The organism is uncultured Neptuniibacter sp. (assembly GCF_947498015.1).
GTDB lineage: Bacteria > Pseudomonadota > Gammaproteobacteria > Pseudomonadales > Balneatricaceae > Neptuniibacter.
On the sequence record NZ_CANMIR010000001.1, the window covers coordinates 18,180 to 43,818 of the forward strand.

The 25,639-nt window shown below is 48.6% G+C and carries 24 protein-coding genes and 1 pseudogene; 15 read left to right on the plus strand and 10 right to left on the minus strand.

The genetic code is table 11. The features are described from left to right. Nucleotides 1–14 precede the first annotated feature (14 nt). Nucleotides 15–287: a DUF2282 domain-containing protein gene (locus tag Q0882_RS00105; protein ID WP_299176362.1), complete on the minus strand. Its 273-nt coding sequence runs from the start codon at nucleotides 285–287 to the stop codon at nucleotides 15–17. Nucleotides 288–510: 223 nt separating this feature from the next. Between Q0882_RS00105 and Q0882_RS00110 the strand changes: the two genes are divergently transcribed. Continuing rightward, entirely contained in the window at nucleotides 511–984 is a 474-nt protein-coding gene (locus Q0882_RS00110) for an FKBP-type peptidyl-prolyl cis-trans isomerase (protein WP_299176365.1), read from the plus strand. Nucleotides 985–1,094: 110 nt separating this feature from the next. Here Q0882_RS00110 and Q0882_RS00115 read toward each other — a convergent pair whose 3' ends face one another. Next, on the minus strand, nucleotides 1,095–1,433 hold the full coding sequence (locus Q0882_RS00115) for a zinc ribbon domain-containing protein YjdM (RefSeq protein ID WP_299176368.1): 339 nt from the start codon (nucleotides 1,431–1,433) through the stop codon (nucleotides 1,095–1,097). 329 nt (nucleotides 1,434–1,762) lie between these two features. On the opposite strand from Q0882_RS00115, the gene phnF reads away from it, so the two are divergent. From phnF to Q0882_RS00185, 14 genes are all read left to right on the plus strand, one after another. Then, nucleotides 1,763–2,494, plus strand: coding sequence for a phosphonate metabolism transcriptional regulator PhnF (phnF, locus tag Q0882_RS00120; protein ID WP_299176371.1), 732 nt, complete (start codon nucleotides 1,763–1,765; stop codon nucleotides 2,492–2,494). Between the two features lie 28 nt (nucleotides 2,495–2,522). Beyond that, the gene (locus Q0882_RS00125; RefSeq protein ID WP_299176373.1) at nucleotides 2,523–3,443 is read left to right on the plus strand and encodes a phosphate/phosphite/phosphonate ABC transporter substrate-binding protein; all 921 of its coding nucleotides are present in this window, start codon (nucleotides 2,523–2,525) and stop codon (nucleotides 3,441–3,443) included. 75 nt (nucleotides 3,444–3,518) lie between these two features. After that, on the plus strand, nucleotides 3,519–4,295 hold the full coding sequence (gene phnC, locus Q0882_RS00130) for a phosphonate ABC transporter ATP-binding protein (protein ID WP_299176376.1): 777 nt from the start codon (nucleotides 3,519–3,521) through the stop codon (nucleotides 4,293–4,295). Then, nucleotides 4,292–5,287, plus strand: a complete 996-nt coding sequence (phnE, locus tag Q0882_RS00135) for a phosphonate ABC transporter, permease protein PhnE (protein WP_299176378.1) — start codon at nucleotides 4,292–4,294, stop codon at nucleotides 5,285–5,287. The genes phnC and phnE overlap by 4 nt, the downstream gene beginning before the upstream one ends. 52 nt (nucleotides 5,288–5,339) lie before the next feature. Continuing rightward, nucleotides 5,340–5,804, plus strand: coding sequence for a phosphonate C-P lyase system protein PhnG (gene phnG / locus Q0882_RS00140; RefSeq protein WP_299176381.1), 465 nt, complete (start codon nucleotides 5,340–5,342; stop codon nucleotides 5,802–5,804). Next, on the plus strand, nucleotides 5,794–6,351 hold the full coding sequence (gene phnH / locus Q0882_RS00145) for a phosphonate C-P lyase system protein PhnH (protein ID WP_299176384.1): 558 nt from the start codon (nucleotides 5,794–5,796) through the stop codon (nucleotides 6,349–6,351). The genes phnG and phnH overlap by 11 nt, the downstream gene beginning before the upstream one ends. After that, complete coding sequence (locus Q0882_RS00150) at nucleotides 6,351–7,457, plus strand: carbon-phosphorus lyase complex subunit PhnI (protein WP_299176387.1); 1,107 nt, start codon at nucleotides 6,351–6,353, stop codon at nucleotides 7,455–7,457. Before phnH ends, Q0882_RS00150 begins: the two co-directional genes overlap by 1 nt. Continuing rightward, nucleotides 7,454–8,383: an alpha-D-ribose 1-methylphosphonate 5-phosphate C-P-lyase PhnJ gene (locus Q0882_RS00155; protein WP_299176390.1), complete on the plus strand. Its 930-nt coding sequence runs from the start codon at nucleotides 7,454–7,456 to the stop codon at nucleotides 8,381–8,383. The genes Q0882_RS00150 and Q0882_RS00155 overlap by 4 nt, the downstream gene beginning before the upstream one ends. Next, nucleotides 8,376–9,206 carry an ATP-binding cassette domain-containing protein gene (locus Q0882_RS00160; protein WP_299176392.1) on the plus strand — a complete coding sequence of 277 codons (831 nt, stop codon included), beginning with the start codon at nucleotides 8,376–8,378 and terminating at the stop codon, nucleotides 9,204–9,206. The genes Q0882_RS00155 and Q0882_RS00160 overlap by 8 nt, the downstream gene beginning before the upstream one ends. Before the next feature lie 7 nt (nucleotides 9,207–9,213). Further along, nucleotides 9,214–9,942: a phosphonate C-P lyase system protein PhnL gene (gene phnL / locus Q0882_RS00165; RefSeq protein WP_299176395.1), complete on the plus strand. Its 729-nt coding sequence runs from the start codon at nucleotides 9,214–9,216 to the stop codon at nucleotides 9,940–9,942. Then, a complete protein-coding gene (locus tag Q0882_RS00170; RefSeq protein WP_299176398.1) occupies nucleotides 9,939–11,093 on the plus strand; it encodes an alpha-D-ribose 1-methylphosphonate 5-triphosphate diphosphatase in 1,155 nt (384 codons plus the stop codon). The genes phnL and Q0882_RS00170 overlap by 4 nt, the downstream gene beginning before the upstream one ends. Beyond that, a complete protein-coding gene (gene phnN / locus Q0882_RS00175) occupies nucleotides 11,086–11,652 on the plus strand; it encodes a phosphonate metabolism protein/1,5-bisphosphokinase (PRPP-forming) PhnN (RefSeq protein WP_299176401.1) in 567 nt (188 codons plus the stop codon). The genes Q0882_RS00170 and phnN overlap by 8 nt, the downstream gene beginning before the upstream one ends. Further along, nucleotides 11,643–12,407: a phosphonate metabolism protein PhnP gene (gene phnP, locus Q0882_RS00180; protein ID WP_299176404.1), complete on the plus strand. Its 765-nt coding sequence runs from the start codon at nucleotides 11,643–11,645 to the stop codon at nucleotides 12,405–12,407. The genes phnN and phnP overlap by 10 nt, the downstream gene beginning before the upstream one ends. After that, nucleotides 12,400–13,257, plus strand: coding sequence for an EamA family transporter (locus Q0882_RS00185; RefSeq protein ID WP_299176407.1), 858 nt, complete (start codon nucleotides 12,400–12,402; stop codon nucleotides 13,255–13,257). The genes phnP and Q0882_RS00185 overlap by 8 nt, the downstream gene beginning before the upstream one ends. A 260-nt stretch (nucleotides 13,258–13,517) precedes the next feature. On the opposite strand, the pseudogene Q0882_RS00190 reads toward Q0882_RS00185, so the two are convergent. The 8 genes and pseudogenes from Q0882_RS00190 to Q0882_RS00225 form a co-directional block, all read right to left on the minus strand. Beyond that, nucleotides 13,518–14,315 (minus strand): annotated as a pseudogene (locus tag Q0882_RS00190) (putative PEP-binding protein); the annotation flags it as partial. Nucleotides 14,316–15,378: 1,063 nt separating this feature from the next. Then, a complete protein-coding gene (locus tag Q0882_RS00195) occupies nucleotides 15,379–16,584 on the minus strand; it encodes an OprD family outer membrane porin (RefSeq protein ID WP_299176410.1) in 1,206 nt (401 codons plus the stop codon). Between the two features lie 155 nt (nucleotides 16,585–16,739). Next, nucleotides 16,740–17,543, minus strand: coding sequence for an ABC transporter ATP-binding protein (locus Q0882_RS00200; RefSeq protein WP_299176413.1), 804 nt, complete (start codon nucleotides 17,541–17,543; stop codon nucleotides 16,740–16,742). After that, the gene (locus tag Q0882_RS00205; RefSeq protein WP_299176415.1) at nucleotides 17,540–18,448 is read right to left on the minus strand and encodes an ABC transporter permease; all 909 of its coding nucleotides are present in this window, start codon (nucleotides 18,446–18,448) and stop codon (nucleotides 17,540–17,542) included. The genes Q0882_RS00200 and Q0882_RS00205 overlap by 4 nt, the downstream gene beginning before the upstream one ends. 21 nt (nucleotides 18,449–18,469) lie before the next feature. Beyond that, a complete protein-coding gene (locus Q0882_RS00210; protein WP_299176418.1) occupies nucleotides 18,470–19,438 on the minus strand; it encodes an ABC transporter substrate-binding protein in 969 nt (322 codons plus the stop codon). Nucleotides 19,439–19,538: 100 nt separating this feature from the next. Then, nucleotides 19,539–20,621: a Glu/Leu/Phe/Val dehydrogenase family protein gene (locus tag Q0882_RS00215; protein ID WP_299176420.1), complete on the minus strand. Its 1,083-nt coding sequence runs from the start codon at nucleotides 20,619–20,621 to the stop codon at nucleotides 19,539–19,541. 57 nt (nucleotides 20,622–20,678) lie between these two features. Next, on the minus strand, nucleotides 20,679–21,878 hold the full coding sequence (locus tag Q0882_RS00220) for an amino acid aminotransferase (RefSeq protein WP_299176423.1): 1,200 nt from the start codon (nucleotides 21,876–21,878) through the stop codon (nucleotides 20,679–20,681). A 42-nt stretch (nucleotides 21,879–21,920) separates the two neighbouring features. Then, nucleotides 21,921–25,469, minus strand: a complete 3,549-nt coding sequence (locus Q0882_RS00225) for an indolepyruvate ferredoxin oxidoreductase family protein (RefSeq protein WP_299176426.1) — start codon at nucleotides 25,467–25,469, stop codon at nucleotides 21,921–21,923. Nucleotides 25,470–25,639 lie beyond the last annotated feature (170 nt).

Sequence of the window (25,639 nt, forward strand, 5' to 3'; positions counted from 1 at the left end):
TGTCACTACCGCGATTATTTGGCGGGTTTTATTTTTGCGACAACACCGCCGGTAATTTTGGCACACTGCCCTTCAGGCACATACACCCACTCAGTAGCCAAATCGTCAGACTTCGCCTGCCCTGCACAACCGTGGGAACCATCCAGCGCACCACAATCATTCATACCGGCTTTTGCAATACCAGCACATTTCTCCCAGTTTTTGGGTGCTTCTGGCACTGCATTAGCCGTGGTTGCGACCGCTGTTAAGCCGATAAACGTTGCTGTAATCAGAGTTTTGCTATTCATTTTTCTTTCCCCCGCATAAAGCGATAGTTAGGTATGCCACACGCTTCATTGCATGCGGCACATATGAGCGGCCACTCAATAATTACGACGTATATTTAGTCAGTCTGATTGCAAAATAGTTGAATATATTTTCAATTAATTTTTCACCCCGTTCCTAACTAGCTGTTTTATAGGAAATAGTTTTTAATAACCCAATCATCTAAAAAGCATTAAGGAACCCCGTATGGTTAAGATCATCCTCGCGCTACTGGTTATTGGCATCATCGCTCTACTGTTTAAAAACCAGCAAACGGCAAAAAAACAGGCTGTACTGAACCTGCAAAGCGGTGAGAACTTTCTCAGCGAGAACATGCACAAAGAGGGGGTCATAACGACAGAATCCGGTCTACAGTATCTGGTATTGGAGCAGGGTCACGGCGAAGAACATCCTAACGCCACCTCTAAAGTTAAAGTGCACTATCATGGCACCCTGCTTGATGGCACCGTGTTTGATAGTTCAGTAGACCGAGGTGAACCGATAGAGTTTGGTCTTAATCAGGTTATTAAAGGTTGGACCGAAGGATTACAACTGATGGTAGTCGGAGAAAAGACCCGCTTTTTTATCCCTGCTGACCTGGCATATGGTAACGGTTCCGCAGGCGTGATCACGCCGGGGTCCACCCTGATCTTTGATGTTGAGCTACTGGATTTTCAATAACAGTTTGCTTAAGAGCAATGAGGCTGTTGTGATCGAGATAAGGTAGGTGATATCCAGAGGCTGGCACTGCCAGCCTCATTGCCCTCAGCCGGGCTGAGAGGATCTGTTTGTCAGGCTTTTTTCACAAACTTGGCGGTTACCATCATCTCACCGGCACCATCAACTTTACAGTCCAGCTCATGATCTTTCCCTTCAACTATTCGTCTGATCATCGCTTTGGTACCAATTTTCAGTACCAGGGAACTACCCTTCACTTTAAGATCTTTTGCCAAGGTAACCTTATCACCTGCTTCTAACAGGGTGCCGTTGGCATCTTTGACCTTCAGGCTCTCCTCTTCAGCGTCAGCCTCAGAGGGGTTCCACTCATGTGCACACTCTGGGCAGATCAGGAGTTCCTGATCCTGATAAACAAACTCTGAATTGCATTTCGGGCAGGATGGAAGTGGCATAGGGTAGTTCTTCTATAGATGATTTTGCAGTGCATGGTAATGGCAAAGCCACGTTTTGGCGAGTATTTTGCGTATTTCTATCCTCTCTATAGGACAAAACAGATCCACCGTGTCATTTCTCATTTGAAATGAAATGGGAACTGAAAAATCAGCCGATTGGCTGCTTTGTGCCAAGAGCAGACCAAAACACTAGACCCCTTATTGAACGTAACTGTTCAGAACCTAAGCAACAGAAATGCAATACAAGTTTCACAGAAGCTTAATCTTATCCGCAATCTAGCTGTCATAAATCCAGCCTAAAGTTCCCTCATTAAATTGAGGTTGTCTAGATGTCTGCACTAATGATTAATCGTGGAAGTGGTTCTTTGCCTGTTTACAAACAGATTAGCGAATCCCTGCGTCAGGAAGTTCAAAACCTTTACAAAGCTGGAGATATTCTTCCAACTGAAGCTGAGTTGGCAAAACGTTACAACGTCAACCGTCACACTCTGCGTCACGCTGTGGATGAGCTAGTTGAGGATGGGTTAGTCATTCGTCAGCATGGTAAAGGCACTTTTGTTCTGGCGCCTTCTATTGATTACGTCATCGGTGCCAACACTCGTTTTACCGAAAACCTTGAGAGCCTGGGCGTTACAACTCAAAGTCGCGTCTTACGCAAACAGATCATCCCCGCTAGGGGGGGAGTCGCTGAAAAGCTTCAGATCGAAGAAGGTACAGAGGTTATTTTTCTTGAAACGTTGCGAGAAGTGGATAGCAAACCTTTCTGCATCAGTTCACATTTCCTGCCTCTGGAACAAGTCCCGGAAGTTTTCGAAAGCTACCAAAGCAGTTCCCTGCATGCATTTCTGGAAACAAAATGCTCAGTAAAAATCAAACGTACAGAAAGTCTGATCAGTGCTGTTAGCCCTCTGGCTGACGATGCTCTGCAGTTGCAAATGCCCCGCAATATGCCGGCATTGAGAGTAAAAAGTTTGAACGTGGAAATGGATAGCCAAAAGCCAATTGAATATGTGGTAACGCGCTTTAGAGGCGATACCGCACAGTTATCAATCCAACCCTAAAGCATTACCTAACTGTCGAGGAAACGTAATGAAATTTAGCAAACTGATTACTGCGGGTATCTCCGCACTAATTCTATCAAACACGACTATCGCTGCAAATTTACCAGATGGTTCAAAAGAAAACCCACTACGTGTATTGATGGTTCCAGCAGATACTGGCACCAACGATATTACTGCGGACTATGCGCCTGTTTTTAACGGTATTACTAAGAACTACGGCATTCACTTCGAACTTCGTGCAGGTGCAAGCTATGCAGCAGTTGTAGAGGGTATGTGTAACGATCAGGCAGATATCGCTTGGTACGGCGCTGTTACTTTTGGTCAGGCTAATGAGAAATGTGGTGTTGATCTGCTGGCCGTTGACGTTAAGAAAGGTAATGCATCTTACCATTCCGGTATTTTTGTTCGTAAAGACAGCGGTATCGAAAGCATTGCTGACCTGAAAGGAAAAGGCATGGCGTTTGGTAGCCCGAACTCTACATCATCTTTCAATTTTCCTGTTGCGATGCTGATCGCTGATGGCGTAGATCCAGTTAAAGATCTGTCCAAAGTAATCATTGCAGGCTCTCACTCTGCTTCTATCGCTGCTCTTGCAGAAGGTAAAGTTGATGCAGCAGCTGCGTCATACAACTCTTTTGGTAAAGCGGTTAAGAAAGGCGCTATTGATCCGGAAAACTTCAAACCTCTGGCTAAGTCCCAGCCAATTCCAAACCCTCCTCTGGCCATGAACAAAGGCCTACCTGCAGAGATGAAAGCTAAGCTGCGCAAAGCTTTCGGTGAGATTCACACGAAGATAGACCCAGCCAAAATTCGTGGTTATGGCGGTAAAAAAGTAGACAGCTACGACACGAATTTTGACGTTCAGAAAATCTTCGATGCACTGAGCAAACTGTCTGCTGTAACGAAAGAAGTTAAAGCAGAAATGATCGACAAAGCCGGTCAGCGTTAATCGCTCATAGCACCCTGCAAGTAACAACACAGGGGGTATTAAAACCCCCTGAATTAACTCTTGTGAGAATTTAGAATGCTTCAGTTTAACTCTGTATCCCGCGTATTTGATGACGGTACACGTGCTGTAAATAACGTCAGCTTACGCGTAGAAAAAGGTGAATTTTGTGTTCTCCTTGGCCCGTCAGGTGCGGGAAAAACCACTCTGATGAATATGGTCAACGGCGTTGTCATACCAGACAGCGGAGATCTGAGTATCGGTGGCGTAAATCTCAGCCGTAAAACCCGAAGTGCGATTCAGCGCAAAGTGGGAATGATCCACCAGCAACTGAACCTGATCCCACGCCTGTCTGTTCTGCATAACGTGCTGACTGGAATTCTCCCACAAGCTGGCTTTCTCAGCAGCCTGATCAAAATATTCCCGCAGGAACAACAGCGCAAAGCTTGCCAGTTACTTCATGAAGTAGGCTTAGAAGAGAGGCATCTTTACCGCCGAGCATCCAACTTGTCCGGTGGTCAACAGCAGCGTGTCGCTATTGCCCGGGCATTTATGTCCAGCCCTGAAGTCGTGCTTGCCGATGAACCGGTTGCCAGCCTTGATCCTGCAATGAGCAGAAGCGTTTTGCAGAGTTTGAAATCCGCAGCTCAACATCATGATGTAGCGGTATTGTGCACATTACACCAGATGGATTATGCCCTTGAGTTTGCCGATCGCATCATTGCGTTACGTGCAGGAGAGGTCTTTTTTGACGGTCGCCCGGACCAGATGGATAAAGCCACTCAGGAAGAACTGTATAAGTTGGCGAAGCCTACTCAGCCAAATGCTGACAATGCAGAGCAGGTGGCCGCATGAATAACGTGACAAACCGTTCCTGGGAACAGTGGGAGCTTCACCGGGCCATCACCCCTAAAAAAATCTTAATTGCATTCGTTGCGATGATCCTGCTTTCCTTCTCAGCTCACAACACCGAGATGGATAAAGCCTTTATGGAAACCGTTAAAGCGGGATTGTCTGTTTTCGGAATTGGTGAATCACAGGTACTGGATGGTGCGGTTAGGTTTGGTGGCAAAGCTTTTCCACTGCAGATTTCTCAGCAAACAGATGTGAACCGCCTGGAAGATTATGATCCTGATAATCTACCCTGGTTCTCGTATGTCGAAGTACTGGAAAACCGTGAATACGACGCTTTAACGGATTCCTGGACTGTAGAAGAAACCGAGTTTCTGATTGAACCAATAGGTTACCTCACCCGTGTACTAAGCAAGATGTGGGAAACCATTGAGATGGGTTTCTGGGGCACGCTGATCTCTGTCATGATTTCCTTACCTCTTGGCATTCTTTCCAGCCGCAATTACACCCCTCATAAACTGGTTTACACCCTTGCACGTGGAATTTTAAGTTTTCATCGTGCTATGCCAGAACTGATTGTCGCCCTGTTTTTGGTACTGATGTACGGCTTCGGCCCAATCGCTGGTGTTCTGGCATTGGCGATTCACACCAGCGGTGTACTGGGTAAGTTTTTTGCCGACGAAATTGAAAACGCCCCACCAGGCCCACAAACAGCCCTTGCTGCATCGGGTGCCAACTCAATGAAAGTGCTGCGTTACGCAGTGCTACCTCATGTGCTTCCGGCTTGGATCGCTTACGTTCAATACATTTTCGAGCGCAACATTCGTACCGCAACAGTGCTCGGTATTGTGGGAGCAGGCGGTATAGGCATGGAGCTCAAGGGGCGTTGGGACCTGTTCGATTATGGTCATGTATCCACCATCTTACTGGTGATTTTTATCACAGTGATCATTCTCGAAATTTTTTCCCAGAAGTTGAGAAATAAGACGTTGTAACCCTAACTCCCCCGTTTGTTTTGCATCCGGGCTTATATAGACATCTACAACAATGACTGAATTAGAACGTGAAGAGTGGATCAGCGTACTTAACCTCGTACCTGATGAAGCACTAAGGGCAGTGATAGATAACTTTCCAGCAGACTGGATTATCAAACCCAAAGCTCTGCCACAGGCTGGCCTTGGCTTATTAAAAATGCGAGACAGCGCCTTGGGAGAGCCATTTTATCTGGGTGAATTTCCGCTATCCACCTGCTGGTTATCCATTAGCACTCAGGATGGAAAAACCGCAGAAGGTGCAGCCCTGATCATGGATGACCGTATTGAACAGGCTGAACAACTGGCCATTTGTGATGCGGTTCTCTCTGCGAAATTACCGGGTTGGGAATCTGTTGCACAGCTTGTATCTCTGGGTGCCGAACGTAAACAGATTATCGAAAAGGAACGCAAAGCTATTCTGGCACGTACCCGGGTGGATTTTTCATTGTTAGATGACGCCGGAGACGATGATGCTTGAGTTAGCCTCCATCTGGAAACCTGAAGTGCAGCAACAAAATTACAGATCCATTCTGGAAGCAATGTCGCGCCCCGGCCGCATTCAGAACATCACGTTTTCACAGAGTGATTCCGATGCTATGACAGCCATTCTGGCAACATTACTGGATGGCGAAGTATCACTGAGCGACCCGGACAAACTGTTAAATATTGATGACTGGCCGATGCTACAAGCCACTAAAGCTGAACCAGACTGTGCTGACTACATTGTCTGTAAAGGCAGCAGCTCGCCAGACTTTGAACCTAAGCAGGGAACGCTCTCCAGCCCTGAATATTCTGCAACGCTGCTGTTACAAGTTGAATCATTAACATCAGGTTCTTCAAAAATACGATTACAAGGTCCGGGGATTGAGACCTCTGAGGAAGTTTCTATATCGGGTCTTAGTGATGACTGGCTCACCAGACGGGAGGATTGGGTTTACGCCTTCCCTCTTGGGGTCGACATGATTCTGGTAGCTCAGGACATGATTCTTGCCCTGCCTCGTACAACACGATTGGAGGTGATCTGATGGGTTATGTAGCCATTAAAGGTGGGCGAGATGCTATCGAAGGTAGTAAAACAGCTTTCGATTTTCTTCGTACTCAACAGGCCGAAAACGAACAACCTCTGCAAGCAGGAGCTATCGAAAATCAGTTGCGTTTACTGCATAGCAGAGTGATTTCTGAGGGCGGTTTATACCACCCGGAACTGGCTTCTCTGGCTATTAAGCAGGCGCAAGGGGATTCCCTTGAAGCCGCATTTATCCTACGTGCACACCGCTCTACTGTACCTCGCATTGCAGAAACAGAAGCGTTGGACACATCTAAGATGCGGGTTACAAGACGTATTTCGTCTGCGTTTAAAGATATTCCAGGCGGTCAGATGCTGGGGGCCGCCACAGACTATCACCTGCGTCTATTTAAAATGGAGCTATTAAACGAGTCGCCTGAAGCATTCCGTGCGGTAAGTAAGCAATGGATGGATGAACTGGATCTGGACACCATTCCAGACAGTTTCCCGAAAGTGGTTGAGGTGTTGCGAAACGAAAATCTGCTCGCCCCTATAAAACAATCACGCCATGATCAGGTGCCCTTTGATATCACCCGTGAACCGCTGGTTTTGCCACTGCCACGTTCAGCTGCACTTGCAACCATGGCACGTGGTGAGCAGGGAGGTTTGTTATCAATCGCCTATTCCAACATGCGCGGTTACGGTGATATCCACCCAACGGTGGCTGAACTTCGCGTAGGGTATGTGCCAGTCATGCTGCCTCATCCAATTACAGGTAAACCGATGGAAGTCGGCGAAGTGCAAGTGACTGAATGCGAGGTCGTCGCTATGTACGAAGAGCAGGATGGCAAACCCATGTTTACGCTTGGTTACGGTGCCTGCTTCGGACATAACGAAGTGAAAGCGATCAGCATGGCTATTTTGGATCGAGCCCTACAGAAAGGTGAGCAGCACGGTCCATCCCACCCATCTGAAGATGCGGAATTTGTATTACTCCACGTAGATGGCATCGACTCCATGGGCTTCTGTAGCCACTACAAAATGCCCCATTACGTCACATTCCAGTCCGATATGGACAGACTGCGTACGACACAGGATAAACAAGCTCAGGAGGAAGCCAAATGAGCTCCCAGCAACAATTCGGCTTTCTCGATGAACACGCCAAGAAAGAGATTCGTCGTACAGCGTTAAAAGCAGTTGCCATCCCAGGTTATCAGGTTCCCTACTCTAGCCGCGAAATGCCGATGGGGCGCGGATTTGGTACCGGCGGTTTGCAGCTGACACTGGCGCTGATCGGCAAAGGTGAAACCTTAAAAGTCATCGATCAGGGCGCTGATGACTCGGTAAATGCGGTAAATCTGCGTGACTTTATTCAGATGACTTGTCCCGGCATTGATACCACTTCCTTTACTGAAGAAGCGGACCTGATTCAATCCCGTCACCGTATTCCGGAAAAACCACTGCGCGAAGATCAGCTGCTGGTACTGCAGGTGCCTTACCCAGATGCATTGGTGATCGTTGAATCGTCTGAAGCGAAACGTAAAGTGCTTCACGGTGAAGCAGATTATTCACGCCTGCTGGTCAAGTTGTACGAAGATATCGTCAAATTTAAAGAGATCACTATCGCACATCGCTATCCAACACGAATTAATAATCACTATGTGATAGACCCTTCACCGATACCCCGTTGGGATGTGCCTAAACTGCACAATTCCAAAGCGCTTACGCTACTTGGTGCGGGTCGGGAAAAGAAGATCTATGCAGTCCCACCTTATACCCAAGCAATCCCGTTGGCGTTTGAAGATATGCCGTTCAGGGTAGAAAACTTTGACGATGAAAACGGTCAGCGCCGGGCCTGTGAACGTTGCGGCTGTACTGACAGTTTTCTGGATGAATACATCGACTCTGAAACCGGAAATAAGATCTATCGCTGTTCAGACTCAGACTGGTGTGAAGAGCAGATGGGCTTCCCCCGTTCTGACACTGCTGACTACCTTCCAGAAACCACCGTTACAAATGTGAAAAGTTCTAAGGAGTTGGTTAATGCGTAAGGTACTTGAAGTCAGCAGGCTATCAAAAATCTATGGTCCGGGTTGTCCATCCTGCATTGAAAAAACCGGACCTGAATACGAAACCAATATCTGTCCGGACTGTAACAGCGTGGTAGCGGCTCATGATATGTCATTTGATCTCTATCAAGGGGAAATTCTGGGCATTATGGGCGAATCCGGTTCGGGTAAATCAACTGCGGTTAAATGTCTGTTCTTCGATCAGGAACCCACTTCTGGCTCCGCTACATTTTATGATCAGGGCCAGACACATTCCTTGTTTGATCTAAATAAGGCACAGCAACGCCGCTTATCCAACCATCGCTTTGGCATGGTTTATCAAAACCCTCATCTGGGACTGAACTTTGATATTACCGCAGGCGGCAATATCGCAGAACGCTTGCTAATGTCAGGGCTGGATCACTACGGCGACATCCGCGAACGAGCCATTGAACTGCTCGCACGTACCGAAGTGCTGACCCAACGTATGGATGAGCTACCCAGAAACTTTTCTGGCGGTATGCAGCAGCGCGTTCAGATTGCCAAAGCGCTGGCAACCAACCCTCCTCTCCTATTTCTGGATGAGGTAACAACGGGGTTGGACCTGTCTGTACAAGCCGCCATTCTTGACCTGATTCTTGAGATCCAGCAGCAGGAAAAAACCTCAATGATTGTGGTGACCCATGATCTTGGGGTCATTCGTTTACTCGCTGACCGTACTCTGGTGATGAAATACGGCCGTGTCATAGAGTCTGGATTAACCGATCAAATTCTTGAAGACCCTCAGCACGCCTACACCCAGCGTCTTGTTGCGTCGGCGTTGTAAGGAGCAGATGATGAATCCGAAAACCGTACTTCGTGTAGAAGATTTTGCCAAACAATTTTTTATTCACGAACAACAGAAAGTTATTCCTTCATCAAGCAATGTGAACCTTACAGTTGAGAGTGGCTGTTTGACCGCTCTGGTAGGCCCTACGGGCTCCGGTAAATCCTCCGTATTAAAAGGCATTTACCGCAGTTACCTACCTAGTGAAGGTTCCATATTCTTTACCACCAGCTTAGGTGACACACTCGATCTGGCAAAGGCTGATGAACACCAGATTCTGGACCTTAGACGCAACGAAATCAGCTTTGTAACGCAGTTTTTACACTGCCTGCCGCGTCAGAAAACCGAGGATATTGTCGCGCAACCGTTAATCAGTAGAGGTGTAAAACCCTCTGCGGCCATCGAAAAAGCACGACAGACGCTGGATGCTTTGAATATTCCGGAGCGTCTGTGGGGTATATCCCCCGCGACATTCTCGGGCGGAGAAAAGCAAAGAGTTAATTTGGCACGCGGGTTGATCGCAAAACCTCGCCTTTTATTGCTGGATGAACCGACGGCCAGCTTAGATCCTGTCACCACTAACAGAGTGCTTGAGATGATTGAAGCACTGAAACACGAGAACACAGCCATTCTGGCCATATTTCATCACATGGAACTGGTCGAGCGTGTGGCTGATCAGGTCGTTACTTTAGAACCACCCGTGCTGACTGAATCAATTTTGGAGAACATTGCATGAGCAAGAAATATCTAACCAATGCCCGCATTATTCTGGAAGATGAGATCCTGAATGGTGGCTCTCTGCTGATTGAAGACGGAAAAATAAGTGCAATCAATCCTGAATCCGTTGCCGATGCCGAAGAGATTGATCTGGCTGGCCGCCTATTGATGCCGGGGATGATTGACCTGCATTGCGACGCACTGGAAAAAGAGGTTGAACCCAGACCCGGTGTGCATTTTCCGCTGGATTTTGCTTGTGCTCAGGCAGACAAGCGTAACGCCTGTGCCGGTATTACGACCGTCTACCACTCCCTTTCATTTGCCAATGAAGAGTTAGGCGTACGTAACAACCAGTTCGCAGCCGAAATTGCCCGTGCCGTGCATGAATGGCACCCACACGGTCTGGTGGATAACCGCGTTCATTGTCGCTACGAGATTACCGATGAAACCGGTGTTCCCATCCTAAAAGAGTTGCTGTCTGAACGCTCTATGCACCTTATCTCGATGATGGACCATACACCGGGACAAGGGCAGTTCAAGAATATGGCGGCATACCGTGATTATCTGACCCGAACTTACAAAAAATCCGCTGAAGAAGTGGATGTTATTGTAGAGCGTAAAATTGAAGCGGCCTCCGGTGCATACGACCGCATGCGGGAGCTTGCCCAGGCAGCACATGCAGCAGGTATCTCAGTAGCCAGCCATGATGACGACTCGGCTGAAAGGGTGACAACTATGCACAGTATTGGAGCCGACATCTCTGAGTTCCCAATTACTCTGGAAGCGGCAAAAGCAGCAAAAGAAGCGGGCATGTCCACTATATTTGGCGCACCGAACATCCTGCGTGGCAAAAGCCAGTCCGGTTCTATGAAAGCGATTGAAGCCATACACGAAGGCGTGGCGGATTGCCTGTGTGCAGATTACACGCCCGCCTCCCTGATAGTGGCGGTGATGCGTATTCCGGAACTGTCTGATCTGGACCTGCCAGCAGCGGTGCGTTTAGTGACTTCCAATCCGGCCAAAGCTGCAAAACTGCATGATCGTGGTTCTATTGCGGTGGGTAAACGCGCTGATCTGATCGCTATTGGCGAACCTGGCGGATTACCGCAAGTGAGCGATGTCTGGGTAAACGGGCATTCAGCCTATAGAGTTCGCTACGATCATGGCTAAGCTGTTTTACGTGATAGGTGCATCTGGGGTCGGTAAAGACAGCCTTCTTCAGTATGCGCGGGAAACTATGTCAGAAAAGGCACCTGTGGTTTTCACCCACCGCTATATCACCCGCCCGGCGGATGCCGGTGGCGAGAATCATGTTGCCCTGAGTCGGGATGAGTTCGAACGCCGCCATGAACAAGGCTGCTTCGCTATGAGCTGGCAGAGCCACCAAAACCGCTATGGCATTGGCATTGAAATAGATCAGTGGCTGGAATTGGGTTTAAACGTAGTCATTAATGGTTCGCGTAAATATCTACCAGAAGCCGAAAAGCGCTATCCCAACCTCATTCCGGTGTTGATCTCCACCTCCTCCACGCTGTTAAGGGAACGTTTGACGGCGAGAGGACGTGAAACTCAACCTCAAATTGAAGCACGTTTAGCTCAGGCCGAATCATTGGATAAGCAGCTCAGCCACCCGGATCTGATTAAGATCATGAATGATGGTGCTTTATCCGATGCGGGTGATCAGCTGTTGGCAGTCATTCAGGAGAAGGAGCTATTGGTATGCGCCTAACCCTGCTTGGCACAGGAAACGCGGCAGGAATGCCGCTTTATGGCTGTCATTGTCACTACTGTTTCTCTGCTCGAAACAACCAGGATTTAAGACGTACAGCCTGCAGTGCACGACTGGATATGGGAAATAGCACCATTCTGCTGGATGCCGGACAACTTCATCTTTCGGATTCTTATCCATCCGGCACGCTTGATGCTATTTTATTGACCCATTTCCATCCGGATCATGTGCAGGGTTTGTTTCATCTGCGTTGGGGCATCGGCGATAAAATCCCGGTTTATTGCCCACCTGATGATGAGGGTTGTGCCGATCTGTACAAACACCCTGGCATTCTGGACTTTATACCTAAAAATGAATTCTCCAGTTTCAGCCTTGGCGACATGGAAATCACGCCTCTGCCGCTGAATCATTCGAAAAACACGCACGGCTACTTTTTTCAGGGCGATGGCCATGCCATGGCTTATCTAACCGACACCAAAGGTCTGCCATTAGCCACTGAACAATTTTTAAGATCAAGAGATGTGGACCTGATGGTTATTGACTGCAGTTATGTACCAAACAGCAATAAAGGTGGCCATAACAATCTGAATGAAGTGATTGAAATTGCCTCCTGTACTCAGCCTGAAAAGGTGGTGCTAACACACATAGGCCATGATCTGGATATATGGTTGCAACAAAACTCCGCGGAGCTGCCCCCCAATATTGTCGTAGGTCATGATGGTATGGCGCTGCAACTGGGACCTTCAGATGGATAATGCTTATCTGTTAATTGGTTTGTCTGTAATAATGCACGTTGCCTGGAACCTGCTGGCTCGTCATGTGGACAGTAAAGCAAACTACCTCTGGTGGGGTTTGTTAGCTCATTGCCTTATTTTGGGGCCTTATAGCCTCTGGCAACTCTACGAAAATGCCTTGTGGCATCAGTCACTCACCTTTGCAATAGTCATCACCGCAATTGCAAACTCTCTGTATTTTATTTCACTCAGGCGCGCATACCACTACGCCCCCGTTTCTCTGGTTTACCCGTTGGCGCGCAGCTCCCCGCTGCTTATTGCCATCTGGTCACTGCTTTTTTTTGGAACCGATTTCTCCGGCATTGAACTTATCGCGATTCTGGTCAGCGTCGCAGGATTGTGGGTTGTTGCGTCATCATCTGGTATTGGTGATAGCAAAAGAGCCTTGCCCTGGACACTTGCTGCCGCTGTATGTACCAGCATCTATTCCCTGAGCGATAAAGTCGCCGTGAGTTACCTGCCTGGTTTTGCAGAACAATTAGGTTTCATCACTATCGGTTATACCTGTTCATTTATCGTTTTGAGCCTTTTACAAAAGCGATCAACGGGTAACTGGGTTCCTCCGATAAGACCACCCCTACAATACATTGTTTTGGGGGGCTGCTTTATCGGGACGGCCTATGCACTGGTTGTAAGAGCCATGAACGAACTACCTGCCGCACATGTGGTGTCTTTTACCAATGCAGGCATCATTCTCGCTGTAGTGCTATCTGTATTTGTTTTTCGGGAACGCGAGCATTGGAAACAAAGGATATTAGGAGCCTTGGTTGTCAGTTCTGGATTACTGCTTCTTTTTTGGAGCGGAACCTAAATATCTCTAATTGCCACATAGAAATAAGTATGAGGTAATTAAGCCAATTAGTGTTTCATTATGTACATTCCCAGTATGTGAGTTCATATTTCTAAAGCATTTTTGATATCAGTTACTGGCACGAAGCTGCCATTAAGGGAGTGCTTGGAATTCCCTGCCCTTCAGTCTGTTCTGTGCCACCAGCAGACTAAACACACTGGATTCTTAATTACCACGGTGGTTGTTGCGAGATGTACCAATCAAAAGGTCGAGCGCACTTTTCAAGCAAGCACCTTATCAAGATAAGCATCAATCTCGCTTTTAATTTCTTCTGACGTAGGAATTTCGCTTAGCTGTATAACCAATTTTGAACAATCATTGTAATTAAGTTCTCTGATAAGCTTTTTTATCCTCGGTAATTGTGCTGCACCAAGGCTCAATTTCTTGATCCCCATACCGATCAAAATAACTACTGTCCTTGGATCAGAAGCCATCTCACCACATAAGCAGATATCAAGCGATGCTTTCTCTGCAAACTGCACTATGCGTTTAATTTCATGCAGAATCGCAGGATGAGTTGAATCAAATAGAGACGCGACACGAGGGTTATTTCTATCAACAGAGAGCAGATACTGGCAGAGGTCGTTGGAACCAATTGAAATAAAGTCCAGCTCCTGAGCCCATATAGGTATTTGTGAGATAACTGCGGGCACTTCAATCATACAGCCGACTTTGGGTCTTTTTATTTCATGTCCCTTCTCCTGAAGGAGAGCTATAGATTCACCAATCAAACTTTTGAAACTTCTGATCTGTTCCAGACTAGATACCATAGGAGCGAGTATATGGAGGCCTTGATATCCCTCGGATGCTTGTAAAATGGCAATAAGCTGACTACGAAATATCGCAGTATTATCCAAACAGAACCTTACCCCCCTCCAACCAAGGGCAGGGTTTTGTTCATCATTTATGGGGAAATAAGGAAGCTGTTTATCCCCACCTATATCCAAGACACGCATATAGACTGGCAGATCACCAAAAGTTGAAAACAACTCTCTATAGATAGCTGCCTGCTCTTGTTCAGATGGAAATTCTAAATGAAGTAGAACTTAAACCAGAAACATCACTGCAACCAGTCGAGTAGCTTCGTGTTTTGAAAGTTCTTTTGTTATTTGAGCATGACGCTCATTTGGACCTTCTTGCTAGAGATCTGCTTTTGTCACGAAGCTGCCATTAGAAGACTGCTAGACATTGTCCAGCCCAACTTCTGTTTCATGCCTGTGCTGACCTTTGAGGTCGTTTCATTCTATATGAGAGTTCCAACCGAATTTTTCATGCTTTATGAGATTCAGCCCCTTCTTCTCGTTCTCACATCGAGTGAGATTAGATAAACCGGAAACATGATGTTCAGATCTGTTCTCACACTCATCAACTGATCTTGTTTTCCGCCAATGAAACCTAAAGCAGGTCAAGGCAGGCATTAAAATCGGACGCTATTACCAAATCTAATAGTCGATTTCATCGATCATATCCAGCTATAGTGGATTATCTCCACTCAGCCGGGTGTTCACATGATCAACTATTTTGAGGTATTAAAAAAAATAACAGAAAACTGCGATATGGTTTTCAGTGAAGCGGCGTCTCGATCTCACCACCTGGGGCACCCCACTGTTGGGTAGGATAAGAAAACACGTCAGGTCGTCAAAACGTGGCCAGATGGCAGAAAAGAGATTGTAGAAAACGCACAGCAATAACATCTCTTACTCGCTATTAGGTAATAGTAACGGCCTTATCAAACCTGCCAGATCAACCCGTAGTAAAGCGTTTCGACAGCAGCGGTAACTCAAATTGATTAAGAAAAATAGCTCGCTGCAATAAGTAGCCCCCTTCTCACCACGCCCAGACAGAGCATTGCGATAAAAAAGGGCGGAGAAACTCTCCGCCCAACGCGGTTTCGACAGAATTAACCACGAGTGGAGACATTTTGCCGAGAGGAAAGGAGCAAAATGCCAGGGTGAAATCCTGCTCTGCCAGAACGTTGATAAGAGCCTGTTCAAACGGCAGATAAGATCTCGGGGTATGTTGAAAGATCACCAACCTGCCCGTTGAAGGGGGACCGGCAAGTTGCTGGGTTAAACCCTAGCCTTAAAAAAGGTTGGTTTTGTAATCGATGATAAAGCGAATATCACTGATACGTGGTACTACCGCTTCATCACCATCGACATGAGCAACACGCAAGCGCATTTTCAGCCCTTTAGCCGCACCACTCTGCAGGGTATAGCTGGCATCAAAGTTGGTCTCATGACGCTGACCATCGTCACCACCGCTATGATCGATATCCCAACTTTCTGTGTGACGAGCCATCAGGTGAAGCCCCGGAATTGAGGCCACATCGTAATCGATACGTGCCTGCAGAGACTGTTCATCCTTAGCATTGAAATCCAGCAGCTGGACGGCGCCCCATGTGAAGAACTGGGTGTTATCATCACCTCCCCACTGCTGATCATATGCGTTGTTGCCACCCACAGTCTGATAAGCCAGTGTGTAGGCCAGATTTCCTTTCGAAAGTCGTGCTGTCAGACCTGTCAGATGGCTATCATAATCACTGCCATAAAGAGCCCCATCGTCTTCACCCCGCATATGAGCAAGATCCAGCATCAGATCATAGTCACCGAGTTGGGTTGGGTAGTTGAGGTTGAAGAAACTCTGCTTCTGATAGTCATCAGCGACTGCGTACTGCAGATGGGTATTCAGGCCATTTTCGAATTTATAGGTTCCGCCCAGAGAGACAATCTCATACTCTTCACCATTAGCTTCATAGGGAACAAAACCCTCTTCATTATTCATTGAAGCTTCATCAGAGTAGATCGCGTAGAGTTCACCACTACCCAGACCTAATTTTGCATAGACCCCTTGCGTACTGGGAGCAGAGATACGTGAGGTCAGGTCGTTCAGCAAAGGGGTCATCAGTACCATACGCCCTGCTTTGATCTCAAGATTATCCAGCGGTTTAAAACGGATATACGCCTGCTCCAGAGATGTATAGCCCTTTCCACCCGGAGCCAGAACATCTGAGGAGTTCACAGTTTTATCATCCAATAGCTCGGCCACATGCACCGCGCCCAAACCAAAACCGATAGTGTCATTCCACATAGGTGAAGTGATATCCAGACGGAAAGCCTGCCCCGCCGCATGTGTATCCGGAATACCCTGATCAAAATCCCGGTTCATATAGAAAGTGCGGAAGCCCAGATCAACGTTGAATTTATCATCCCCTTCTGCAGCCCATACCGGAGTCGTCGTTACTGCAGTCAGCGCGATTACCGCCGCACTTAACTTTTTAAGCGTCATGTTATGTTCCTGTTCTGTTTTTTATTGTTGTTTATCAAACGCGTTAATTAACACCGCGTAGAGATCAGACAAACACCTCCCCTCACCTGTGGCGTCAGGTGTGGGATACCTGAGAGTTCAGGGAGGTGGATATCTGAATAGGGTTACCCTGCTGGTTACGCCCCCAGCAGTAGTTTGTCATCGTCAAGTTCCTCACCATCACCTCTGGCTTTAGCAAACAGGTTAAGCAGATCTTTGACTTCGTAGTTACTACGCTCACTGCCCTTGAGATCGAACATCACCTTACCTTCATGCATCATGATCGTACGCGTACCATGATCCAGTGCCTGTCGCATTGAGTGGGTCACCATCATCACCGTGAGTTTTTTCTCCTCAACAATCTGATCTGTAATGTCCATCACCAATGCTGCAGTTTTGGGATCCAGTGCCGCCGTATGTTCATCCAGCAGGAGGATCTTGCTTGGTTGCAGTGCCGACATCAGCAGGCTGACCGACTGACGCTGACCACCTGACAAAAGTCCCATCTCTGCATCGAGACGGTTCTCAAGCCCAAGGTTGAGCCGTTTAAGCTGCTCACGGAACAGCACGCGCAGGTCATCATTGAGCGCTGGTAATAGCCCTCCCCGTTTACCTCGACCGTATGCCAGTGCCATATTTTCTTCGACTGTCATATTGCCGCAGGTACCCGCAAGCGGATCCTGGAAAACACGAGCCACATCGGCTGTACGTCCCGCAGCAGACACTTTGGTGACATCCCAGGCATCAAACAACAAACGACCACTAGAGGCTGAGATATCACCTGCAATGGTATTCAGCAGGGTTGATTTGCCCGCACCGTTTGAGCCAATTACAGTCACAAACTCACCCTGTGGAATCTCCAGATCTACACCACGCAGTGCCCGCTTTTCAGTGGCCAGACCTGCGTTGAAGGTGACCTTAATATCTTTACAACTGATCATGCTTCACCCCCTAGTGCCGCTGCTTTACGCGCTTTCTGTTCACGGCGGATATGCGGCACGATCAATGCCAGACCAACTAATAAAGCCGTTATCAGGTTCAGATCGGATGTGGTGAATCCGAGGAAATCTGCATTCAGTGCTACAGAGACAGCCAGACGGTAGAGCAACGAACCGATGATGCAGCTGAAGATAATCACCAGCATGGAGCGACTGCCAAACAGACTTTCGCCGACAATCACCGCAGCCAAACCGACCACGATTGTCCCGATACCCATAGTCGAATCAGCAAAACCGTTGGTCTGTGCAAACAGCGCCCCCGCCAGTGCTACAAGACCATTTGAGAGCGCTAGACCCGCATAGATCTTCTGCTTGATCACGATACCGTTAGCCTGTGCCATACGAGGATTAGCACCCGTTGCACGCATCCCCATGCCGTACTGTGTATTGAGGAAATAGGCGATCGCCAGTCCGATCATCACCACAACGACAGCCACAAAGATCAGCTTCAGGTACATATTAGAGAGACCCAACGCCTCAAAGGGTGAGAGTACTGTCGGCTCCATAATCAGCGCCACATTGGGCTTACCCATAATCCTCAGGTTGATGGTGTACAGCGCCGTCATCGTCAGGATACTGGCGAGCAGGTGGAGAATGTTAAAACGTAGATTAAGCCACGCTGTTACCATCCCAGCCGCTGCCCCGCCGATCACAGCACAGACCGTGGCAATATAGGGATTGATACCGGAAACGATCATAGCAGCCGCGATCGCAGCGCCCATTGTGAAACTGCCATCAACAGTCAGATCGGGAAAATCCAGCACACGAAATGTCAGGTATACACCGATGGCGACCAGACCAAATATCAGGCCGATCTCCAGCGTACCCAGAAAAGAGAATAAAGACATAGGAGTCACCTCAGCCCAGGATTACTGAACAACCTTAGTTGCACGTTCCATAACAGAAGCCGGGATCTCAACACCCATCCGTGCTGCCATTTTCGGGTTCACATGCAGTTCAGAACCATCCGCCACACGCACCGGGATATCACCGGCTTTTTCACCCTTCAGGATACGTACAACCACTTCACCGGTCTGGCGGCCAATGTTTTCATAATCAAAACCCAGCGCAGCCACAGCGCCACGTTCAACCGCATTAGTTTCTGCAGCAAATACAGGCAGGCGCCCATCGATACCCGCTTTGACCACGGACTCGAGCGCAGTCAGGATTGTGTTGTCGGTCGGGCAGTAGATAGCATCGACTTCACCGATCAGCTTCTGGGTCGCAATCATCACATCCGATGATTTCGGTGACGGGGCTTCAACAATTTCGATACCCATCTTGAACGCTTCAATCTTAAGTAGTTCAACCAGCGCAACTGCATTCGGCTCACCCGGATTGTACGGCACCCCCACTTTCGTCAACTCAGGCAAGAACTCCTGAATCAGTTCAAGGTGCTGCTGTACTGGTGACATATCAGATAAACCCGTTACGTTCCGGCCTGGTTTTTCAAAATTACTGACCAGCTTGGCACTTAACGGGTCAGTCACAGCTGAGAAAACCACCGGAATATCCTGCGTAGCACTCACCGCACTCTGCGCAGAGGGGGTAGAGATCGCAACAATCACATCGGGTGCTTCACCCACCAGCTTACGTGCAATCTGAGACGCGATAGCGGGGTTACCCTGCGCACTCTCATAGGTAAATTTCAGATCACTCTCACTGTAGCCTCGCTCTTTCAATACACTCTTCATGCCGTCACGAACCGCATCCAGTGCCGGATGTTCCACAATCGCAGTTGCAGCAACATGTACCGGCTCAGCCTGAACAGTCATAGAAGTAGTCATAGAAAAAGTTGCAGCAGTAACAGCTGCTGCCAGGAAGTTACGTAGTTTCATTTTGGCACTCCATTTATTTTTATAGTTAGAGCTGAGGAGCCGTGCATTGCTCCAGAGCCCTTTTTCGAGCCATATTTGGCCGGGTTAAATTCGCTGCAGATTAGGCTGCAGGCGCTTGTCGAATGGGGTTATTGCGCTCATGTTTCTGATCAAAAGCATCGATACGCGCTTTACCGATCTGATCGGCTGCATCACTGGTTGCAATCTCATCGCGATCAGCCAGCGTAAACACTTCATGCAGAGTTGCTGAGATCTCATTGACCTTATTCCAGACCCAACTCTCATCACTTTTTTCCAGATCACTGGCAACGGCCAGCAGACCACCACAGTTTGAGATGTAGTCCGGCACATAGAGAATGTCCTTCTCTGCCAGTGCGACGCCGTGTTCCGGGCGGGTAAGCTGATTATTTGCGGCTCCGGCTACGATGCCGGCGGAGATTTGGTTAATACTGATATCATTGACCACCATGCCAAGCGCACAGGGGCTGTAGATATCGACCTCCTGAGCATGAATAACGGAGGGATCAACAATCTCGATGTTGTGAAGATCACGCGCCTTAGCGACCGCCTCGCGATTAACTTCAGCTCCGATCACGCGAGCACCTCGCTCCAGAAGTAGCTCAACCAGCTTAAATCCGACCTTCCCCAGCCCCTGAACAGCGACAGAAAGGCCCTGAAGATCATCACTACCGCGACGGTGTTTAACTGCTGCGAGAATGGAGGTAAGAACTCCATGAGCGGTGACCAGGTCCGGTGCCAGTGCACCACGGCCACCCAGGTAGGAGGTACGCTCACCCATAATTTCGACATCAGCAGCACTCAGGCCAACATCGACACCCGTTGAGATTTTACCGCCCAGGCTCTCCACAAAATCACCCATGGCCAGAAAGGTTTCACGACGGTTCATGGTTTCGGGATTAGCAATCATCACCGATTTGGAACCACCATAATCGAGCCCGGAGAGCACAGATTTGTAAGTCATCCCCTTAGAGAGACGCAGAACATCAGTAAACGCTTCTTCAGCGCTGCGGTAGTTACGCAGGCGACAGCCGCCTACCGCGGGTTTTCCATGCCAGGCGCGATGAACAGCACTGATCGCTTTCAGACCGGTTTTCTCATCAAAGTGGGCATAGAGATTCACGTGACCATCAAACTCAGGATGGTCGAATAGAACTGTCTTCATTGTGTTGTACTCTTAATTATTTTTATTGAGCGTATTGTTATGGTTGTGAGTTTTGCGTCAGGTTCGGTTCAACACCTCACCCAATGCAGCTACAAAATAATCCATGCATTGATCATTGAGCCCAGCGACATTCATGCGGCTGGAATCGATCATATAGATACTGTGTGCTTGCCGAAGTTGCTCTACCTGCTCCGGGGAAATTCCCAGGAAAGAGAACATTCCAAACTGCTGCTGAATAAAGCTGAAATCACCCTCAATATCGGATGCTTCTATTTTCTGAACCAGGGAGTGGCGCAGCCCCTGAATGCGCTGGCGCATCTGTGCTAATTCGTTCTGCCAACTTTGGTTGAGTGCTTCATCACCTAATATGGTTTCAACAATGGCAGCACCATGAGCCGGCGGCATTGAGTAGTGGCTACGGATCTTACTGAACAGCTGGCTGCCTGCATTGGCAGCGGTTGCAGCACTTTCGGCAACAATAAACAGCGTTCCGGTACGCTCACGATATAAGCCAAAGTTTTTGGAACAGGAGGTCGCTGCGATCATCTCAGGGAAGCGTTCAGCAAGCAGGCGCAGACCATATGCATCTTCATCCAGCCCTGAACCCAACCCCTGATAGGCCATATCGACAAATGGGATCAGCCCTTTTCTTGCCATCAGCTCCGCCACTGCCAGCCATTGATCCTGTGTCAGATCCGCACCACTTGGATTGTGGCAACAACCGTGCAAGAGGACGAAATCACCCTTATCAGCCTGAGACAGGGCATCCAGCATCGCATCAAACTGAATGTTTTTGTTACTGTGGTCGTAATAGGGATACATGCAGATTTCGAGCCCTGCACCACCGAGTAGCGGCATATGGTTTGCCCAGGTCGGAGTGCTTACCCAGACTTTGCTTTCAGAGCTGCAACCACGAAGGAACTCTGCTGCCATTCGAAGCGCACCACAACCACCCGGAGTCTGTGCCGAAACCACGCGGCCTTCAGTCAGAACCGGATGGTTCTCACCGAATACCAGTTTGGCAACCCGCTGGTTATAGAGCGGAGATCCTGCAGGCGCGGTATAGCTCTTAGTCGTTTCACTCTCTAGCAACAGAGCTTCAGCCTGTTGCACCGCTTGCATGATCGGTGTATCACCCTGATCATTTTTATACACGCCAATACCCAGATCGATCTTCTGTGGATGCGTATCCTCACGATAGCTGGCAAGCATCGCCAGAATCGGATCCTGTGGAACGGGGTTTAATAACTCAAACATCACTTTTCCTGAATAAATACAGAGACGGTTGGGAGAAAACGTTTACCGACAATCGCGATTAAAATCGCTCATAAGCTGTTCAGCTCTGAGCTGAGCCGCTTTGATCGCTTTCTCTTTGACCGGTCCAAAACCTCGTACCTCTGCAGGCACCTCAGCCAGAGTGATCGCTGTGTCGTAGTTATTGGCATTAAGCGCAGTACTGATCTGTTCGATCTGAGCGATGTACTGATCCCTGATATGGCGTTCAAGCTTACGGTCAGCGTGATAACCAAATGGATCCAGTTTCGTTCCCCGAAGTTTGCGGAATCCGGCAACAAAGCCGAGAGCTTTCAGCATCCAGGGGCCAAACTGCATCTTCTTGGGACGACCTCTACCATCCAGCGCACGGGCCAACAGCGGAGGGGCCATATGGAATTTGATCCGGTAATCCCCTTCAAATGTGTCATCAACCTGCTGTAGGAAATCGGAATCGGTATAGAGGCGCGCGACCTCATACTCATCTTTGTAGGCCATCAGGCGGTGAAGCTGAGTGGCAACAGCTTCTGTCAGCCCTCTCTCTTGACCCACTCGTGCTTCAGCCGCTTCAACCTGTTCAATGAGCTTGCGGTACTGATCGGCATAGGCATGATCCTGATACTTAACCAGTGACTGAATATTGCGTTCAATCTGCTCGGCCAGGGTTAACTCTGGAGCGGATTGATGCCCACCGGCAGCATGCTCAACAAATTCTGGATTAACCGCCGCAATACGTCCCCAATTGAATGCAGTGATATTCTTCTCAATCGCAACACCGTTAAGTTCAATCGCACGCAGTAGTGAACTCAGTGATACCGGTACCAGCCCGTTCTGCCATGCATAACCCAACATCATGACGTTAGAGAAAACCGTATCGCCCAGCAGGGATTCAGCCAGTCGGTTTGCATCAATTGAGGCCAGACGATCATCACCCATCGCCTCATTCAGGATTCGAACACGACGGGTCGACTCCATATCCGCATCGCGGTACAGAACGTTATCCGCTGTCGCGATCTCTGCCAGATTCAACACAGCACGACTGTGATCTTTACGCAGCACGCTCAGCGCCTTATCTGTTGTAGCTACGACCATGTCGCAGGCGATCATCGCATCCGCCTGAGCGGTCTCGATCCGCACCTGATGAATATCATTCGGGTTGGGTGCCAGACGAACATAACTCAATACCGTCCCGCCCTTCTGAGCAAACCCCATGAAGTCGAGCACCGAAGCACCCTTGGATTCCAGATGGGCCGCCATCGTTATCAGTGCCCCAACGGTCACAATGCCGGTACCACCCACACCGCCAACCAGCAGGTTGTAGTGACTATTCAAGACCGGCAGCTGCGGTTGTGGCAGTGCTGACAACTTCTGATTGAAAGCTTCTCCGATAGCGACACCTGCGCCCTTACGCAGTTTGCCACCTTCAATCGTGACAAAACTTGGGCAGAAACCTTTGACGCAGGAGAAATCCTTATTACAAGATGATTGATCCACCCGGCGTTTACGCCCCTGCTCCGTTTCCAGCGGAACAATGGAGAGGCAGTTTGATTGCTCTGAGCAATCACCGCAGCCTTCACACACATTGTGGTTGATAAAGGCACGTTTCTGAGGATCTGGGAACTGACCGCGTTTACGGCGGCGACGTTTCTCAGCCGCACAGGTTTGATCGTAGATCAGAACGGTTACACCCTCGATCTCACGAAGTTCGCGCTGGACCCGATCCATCTCATCTCGATCATGGAAAGTAACCGATGCCGGGAAGATACTTTTATCGCTGTATTTCTCAATTTCATCACTGAGAATTGCAACCCGCTTAGCACCTTCAGAGTAAACCTGGTTAGCGATTGCAGGAACCGTAATCACTCCATCTACCGGCTGACCACCGGTCATCGCAACGGCATCATTGAAGAGGATTTTGAACGTAATATTAGTCTCAGCTGCGATCGCCTGACGGATCGCCAATGAACCTGAGTGAAAGTAGGTACCCTCACCCAAATTCTGGAAAATATGTTTATTTTTCAGATAGATAGACTTAGATGCCCAGTTAACGCCCTCACCACCCATCTGAGTCAGTGATTCTGTATTACGGTCCATCCAGGATGCCATTACATGGCAACCGATACCGGCTTGCGCTTTACTGCCTTCAGGCACTTTAGTGGAGGTGTTGTGCGGACAACCGGAACAAAAATAGGGTAAACGGCGCACACCCTGCGGGTCGCATACTGAACTGCCGCGCACACCGATCTGCTCCAGCTGTTCCCGGAACTCAGCACCCAATAGCTGGGTGATACGATCCGCCACTACTTTGGCCAACATATTGGGGCTCAACTCACCAACGTAAGGAACCAGAGGCTCACCCTGTTCATCATGTTTGCCGACAACACGTACTTTGATCGTTTCATCCGGGGCGGACAGATGTTCTTTAATCTGGCTTTCGATGATGCCGCGCTTCTCTTCGATAACGAGCACCTCCTCCTTGCCACGGATGAAGTCCATCGCGCCCGTTTTTTCCAGCGGCCACACCAGACCCACTTTGTAGATATCGATCCCCAGAGCCCGGAGTTTATCTTCATCCAAGCCAAGCAGCTCAAGTGCAGCAAGCAGATCAAGATGCGCTTTACCAGTTGTGACAATACCCATCCGGGCATCTTTCAGGTTATAGAGGCACTTATCTAAACGATTGGCACGGGCGAAAGCTGCTACAGCTTCCAGCTTTTTCTCGATACGAGTTTCCATCTGCGGCCCTGGCAGATCAGGCCAGCGATAATGTAAGCCATCAGCAGGCGCTGTAAAATCAGACGGAATCGTAAATTCCGGCAGCTCATCGATCTCAACGGAAGCTGCACTTTCCACGGTCTCAGAGATCGCTTTAAACCCAACCCAGGTTCCACTGAAACGAGACAGCGCAATTCCCCAGAGGCCAAACTCAAAATACTCTGAGATATTCGCCGGATTGATCGTCGGCATAAAGAACGACATAAACACGACATCTGACTGGTGAGGCATACTTGATGAAACACAACCGTGGTCATCTCCAGCAACCACCAGTACACCACCGGTTGGCGAGCTACCAAACGCATTACCATGTTTCAGTGCATCGGCAGCACGATCTACACCGGGGCCTTTGCCGTACCAGATGCCGAAGACACCATCGACGTTTTTATCTTCTGCAGTCTCAACCTGCTGCGTACCCAATACCAGAGTTGCACCCAGCTCCTCGTTAACTGCTGGAACAAAATCGATCTGATGCTCTTTAAGTAGTGTCTTTGCCTGCCATAACGCCTGATCATAGCCGCCCAGAGGTGAACCACGGTAGCCACTGATAAAACCTGCGGTATTCAGGTTATTTTTGCGATCCAACTGGCGCTGCATCATAGGGAGACGCACTAATGCCTGAGTACCTGTCAGAAATACACGACCGGTTTCACGCGTATAGCGGTCCTGAAGCAGATAATTATCGAGCGTGGTTTCGGGAGAGTGGGTTGTACTGCCAGCGGCGCTGCTATTTAAAGCAGCATTATCCTGTATAGAACTGTTCGTAGGCACTTGCTCTAAATGCTTATCATAATGGCCCATGCCATACACCTCAGATGTTAATTTTTATTGTTATGAAGGCAATTGTGACGGCACCGAAGTACCTGTTTGTCGATCAGCTGTCGCTTACCCGCGCATTGATCCAGATCAATTGCTCTAAGTTATGGAGCAACAGTTTATGAGCTTTTTTGAGAAAGGTGCTTGCAAATTGA

Excerpts from the sequence above, each read along its gene's own strand:
- Q0882_RS00160 (WP_299176392.1), top strand. The coding sequence starts at position 8,376 with ATGCGTAAGGTACTTGAAGTCAGCAGGCTATCAAAAATCTATGGTCCG.
- Q0882_RS00225 (WP_299176426.1), bottom strand. The coding sequence starts at position 25,469 with ATGGGCCATTATGATAAGCATTTAGAGCAAGTGCCTACGAACAGTTCT.
- phnG (WP_299176381.1), top strand. The coding sequence starts at position 5,340 with ATGACTGAATTAGAACGTGAAGAGTGGATCAGCGTACTTAACCTCGTA.
- phnH (WP_299176384.1), top strand. The coding sequence starts at position 5,794 with ATGATGCTTGAGTTAGCCTCCATCTGGAAACCTGAAGTGCAGCAACAA.
- Q0882_RS00115 (WP_299176368.1), bottom strand. The coding sequence starts at position 1,433 with ATGCCACTTCCATCCTGCCCGAAATGCAATTCAGAGTTTGTTTATCAG.
- phnL (WP_299176395.1), top strand. The coding sequence starts at position 9,214 with ATGATGAATCCGAAAACCGTACTTCGTGTAGAAGATTTTGCCAAACAA.
- Q0882_RS00170 (WP_299176398.1), top strand. The coding sequence starts at position 9,939 with ATGAGCAAGAAATATCTAACCAATGCCCGCATTATTCTGGAAGATGAG.
- Q0882_RS00105 (WP_299176362.1), bottom strand. The coding sequence starts at position 287 with ATGAATAGCAAAACTCTGATTACAGCAACGTTTATCGGCTTAACAGCG.
- Q0882_RS00210 (WP_299176418.1), bottom strand. The coding sequence starts at position 19,438 with ATGAAACTACGTAACTTCCTGGCAGCAGCTGTTACTGCTGCAACTTTT.
- Q0882_RS00200 (WP_299176413.1), bottom strand. The coding sequence starts at position 17,543 with ATGATCAGTTGTAAAGATATTAAGGTCACCTTCAACGCAGGTCTGGCC.
- Q0882_RS00155 (WP_299176390.1), top strand. The coding sequence starts at position 7,454 with ATGAGCTCCCAGCAACAATTCGGCTTTCTCGATGAACACGCCAAGAAA.
- Q0882_RS00185 (WP_299176407.1), top strand. The coding sequence starts at position 12,400 with ATGGATAATGCTTATCTGTTAATTGGTTTGTCTGTAATAATGCACGTT.
- phnP (WP_299176404.1), top strand. The coding sequence starts at position 11,643 with ATGCGCCTAACCCTGCTTGGCACAGGAAACGCGGCAGGAATGCCGCTT.
- phnF (WP_299176371.1), top strand. The coding sequence starts at position 1,763 with ATGTCTGCACTAATGATTAATCGTGGAAGTGGTTCTTTGCCTGTTTAC.
- Q0882_RS00220 (WP_299176423.1), bottom strand. The coding sequence starts at position 21,878 with ATGTTTGAGTTATTAAACCCCGTTCCACAGGATCCGATTCTGGCGATG.
- phnC (WP_299176376.1), top strand. The coding sequence starts at position 3,519 with ATGCTTCAGTTTAACTCTGTATCCCGCGTATTTGATGACGGTACACGT.
- Q0882_RS00195 (WP_299176410.1), bottom strand. The coding sequence starts at position 16,584 with ATGACGCTTAAAAAGTTAAGTGCGGCGGTAATCGCGCTGACTGCAGTA.
- phnN (WP_299176401.1), top strand. The coding sequence starts at position 11,086 with ATGGCTAAGCTGTTTTACGTGATAGGTGCATCTGGGGTCGGTAAAGAC.
- Q0882_RS00215 (WP_299176420.1), bottom strand. The coding sequence starts at position 20,621 with ATGAAGACAGTTCTATTCGACCATCCTGAGTTTGATGGTCACGTGAAT.
- Q0882_RS00205 (WP_299176415.1), bottom strand. The coding sequence starts at position 18,448 with ATGTCTTTATTCTCTTTTCTGGGTACGCTGGAGATCGGCCTGATATTT.
- phnE (WP_299176378.1), top strand. The coding sequence starts at position 4,292 with ATGAATAACGTGACAAACCGTTCCTGGGAACAGTGGGAGCTTCACCGG.
- Q0882_RS00150 (WP_299176387.1), top strand. The coding sequence starts at position 6,351 with ATGGGTTATGTAGCCATTAAAGGTGGGCGAGATGCTATCGAAGGTAGT.
- Q0882_RS00125 (WP_299176373.1), top strand. The coding sequence starts at position 2,523 with ATGAAATTTAGCAAACTGATTACTGCGGGTATCTCCGCACTAATTCTA.
- Q0882_RS00110 (WP_299176365.1), top strand. The coding sequence starts at position 511 with ATGGTTAAGATCATCCTCGCGCTACTGGTTATTGGCATCATCGCTCTA.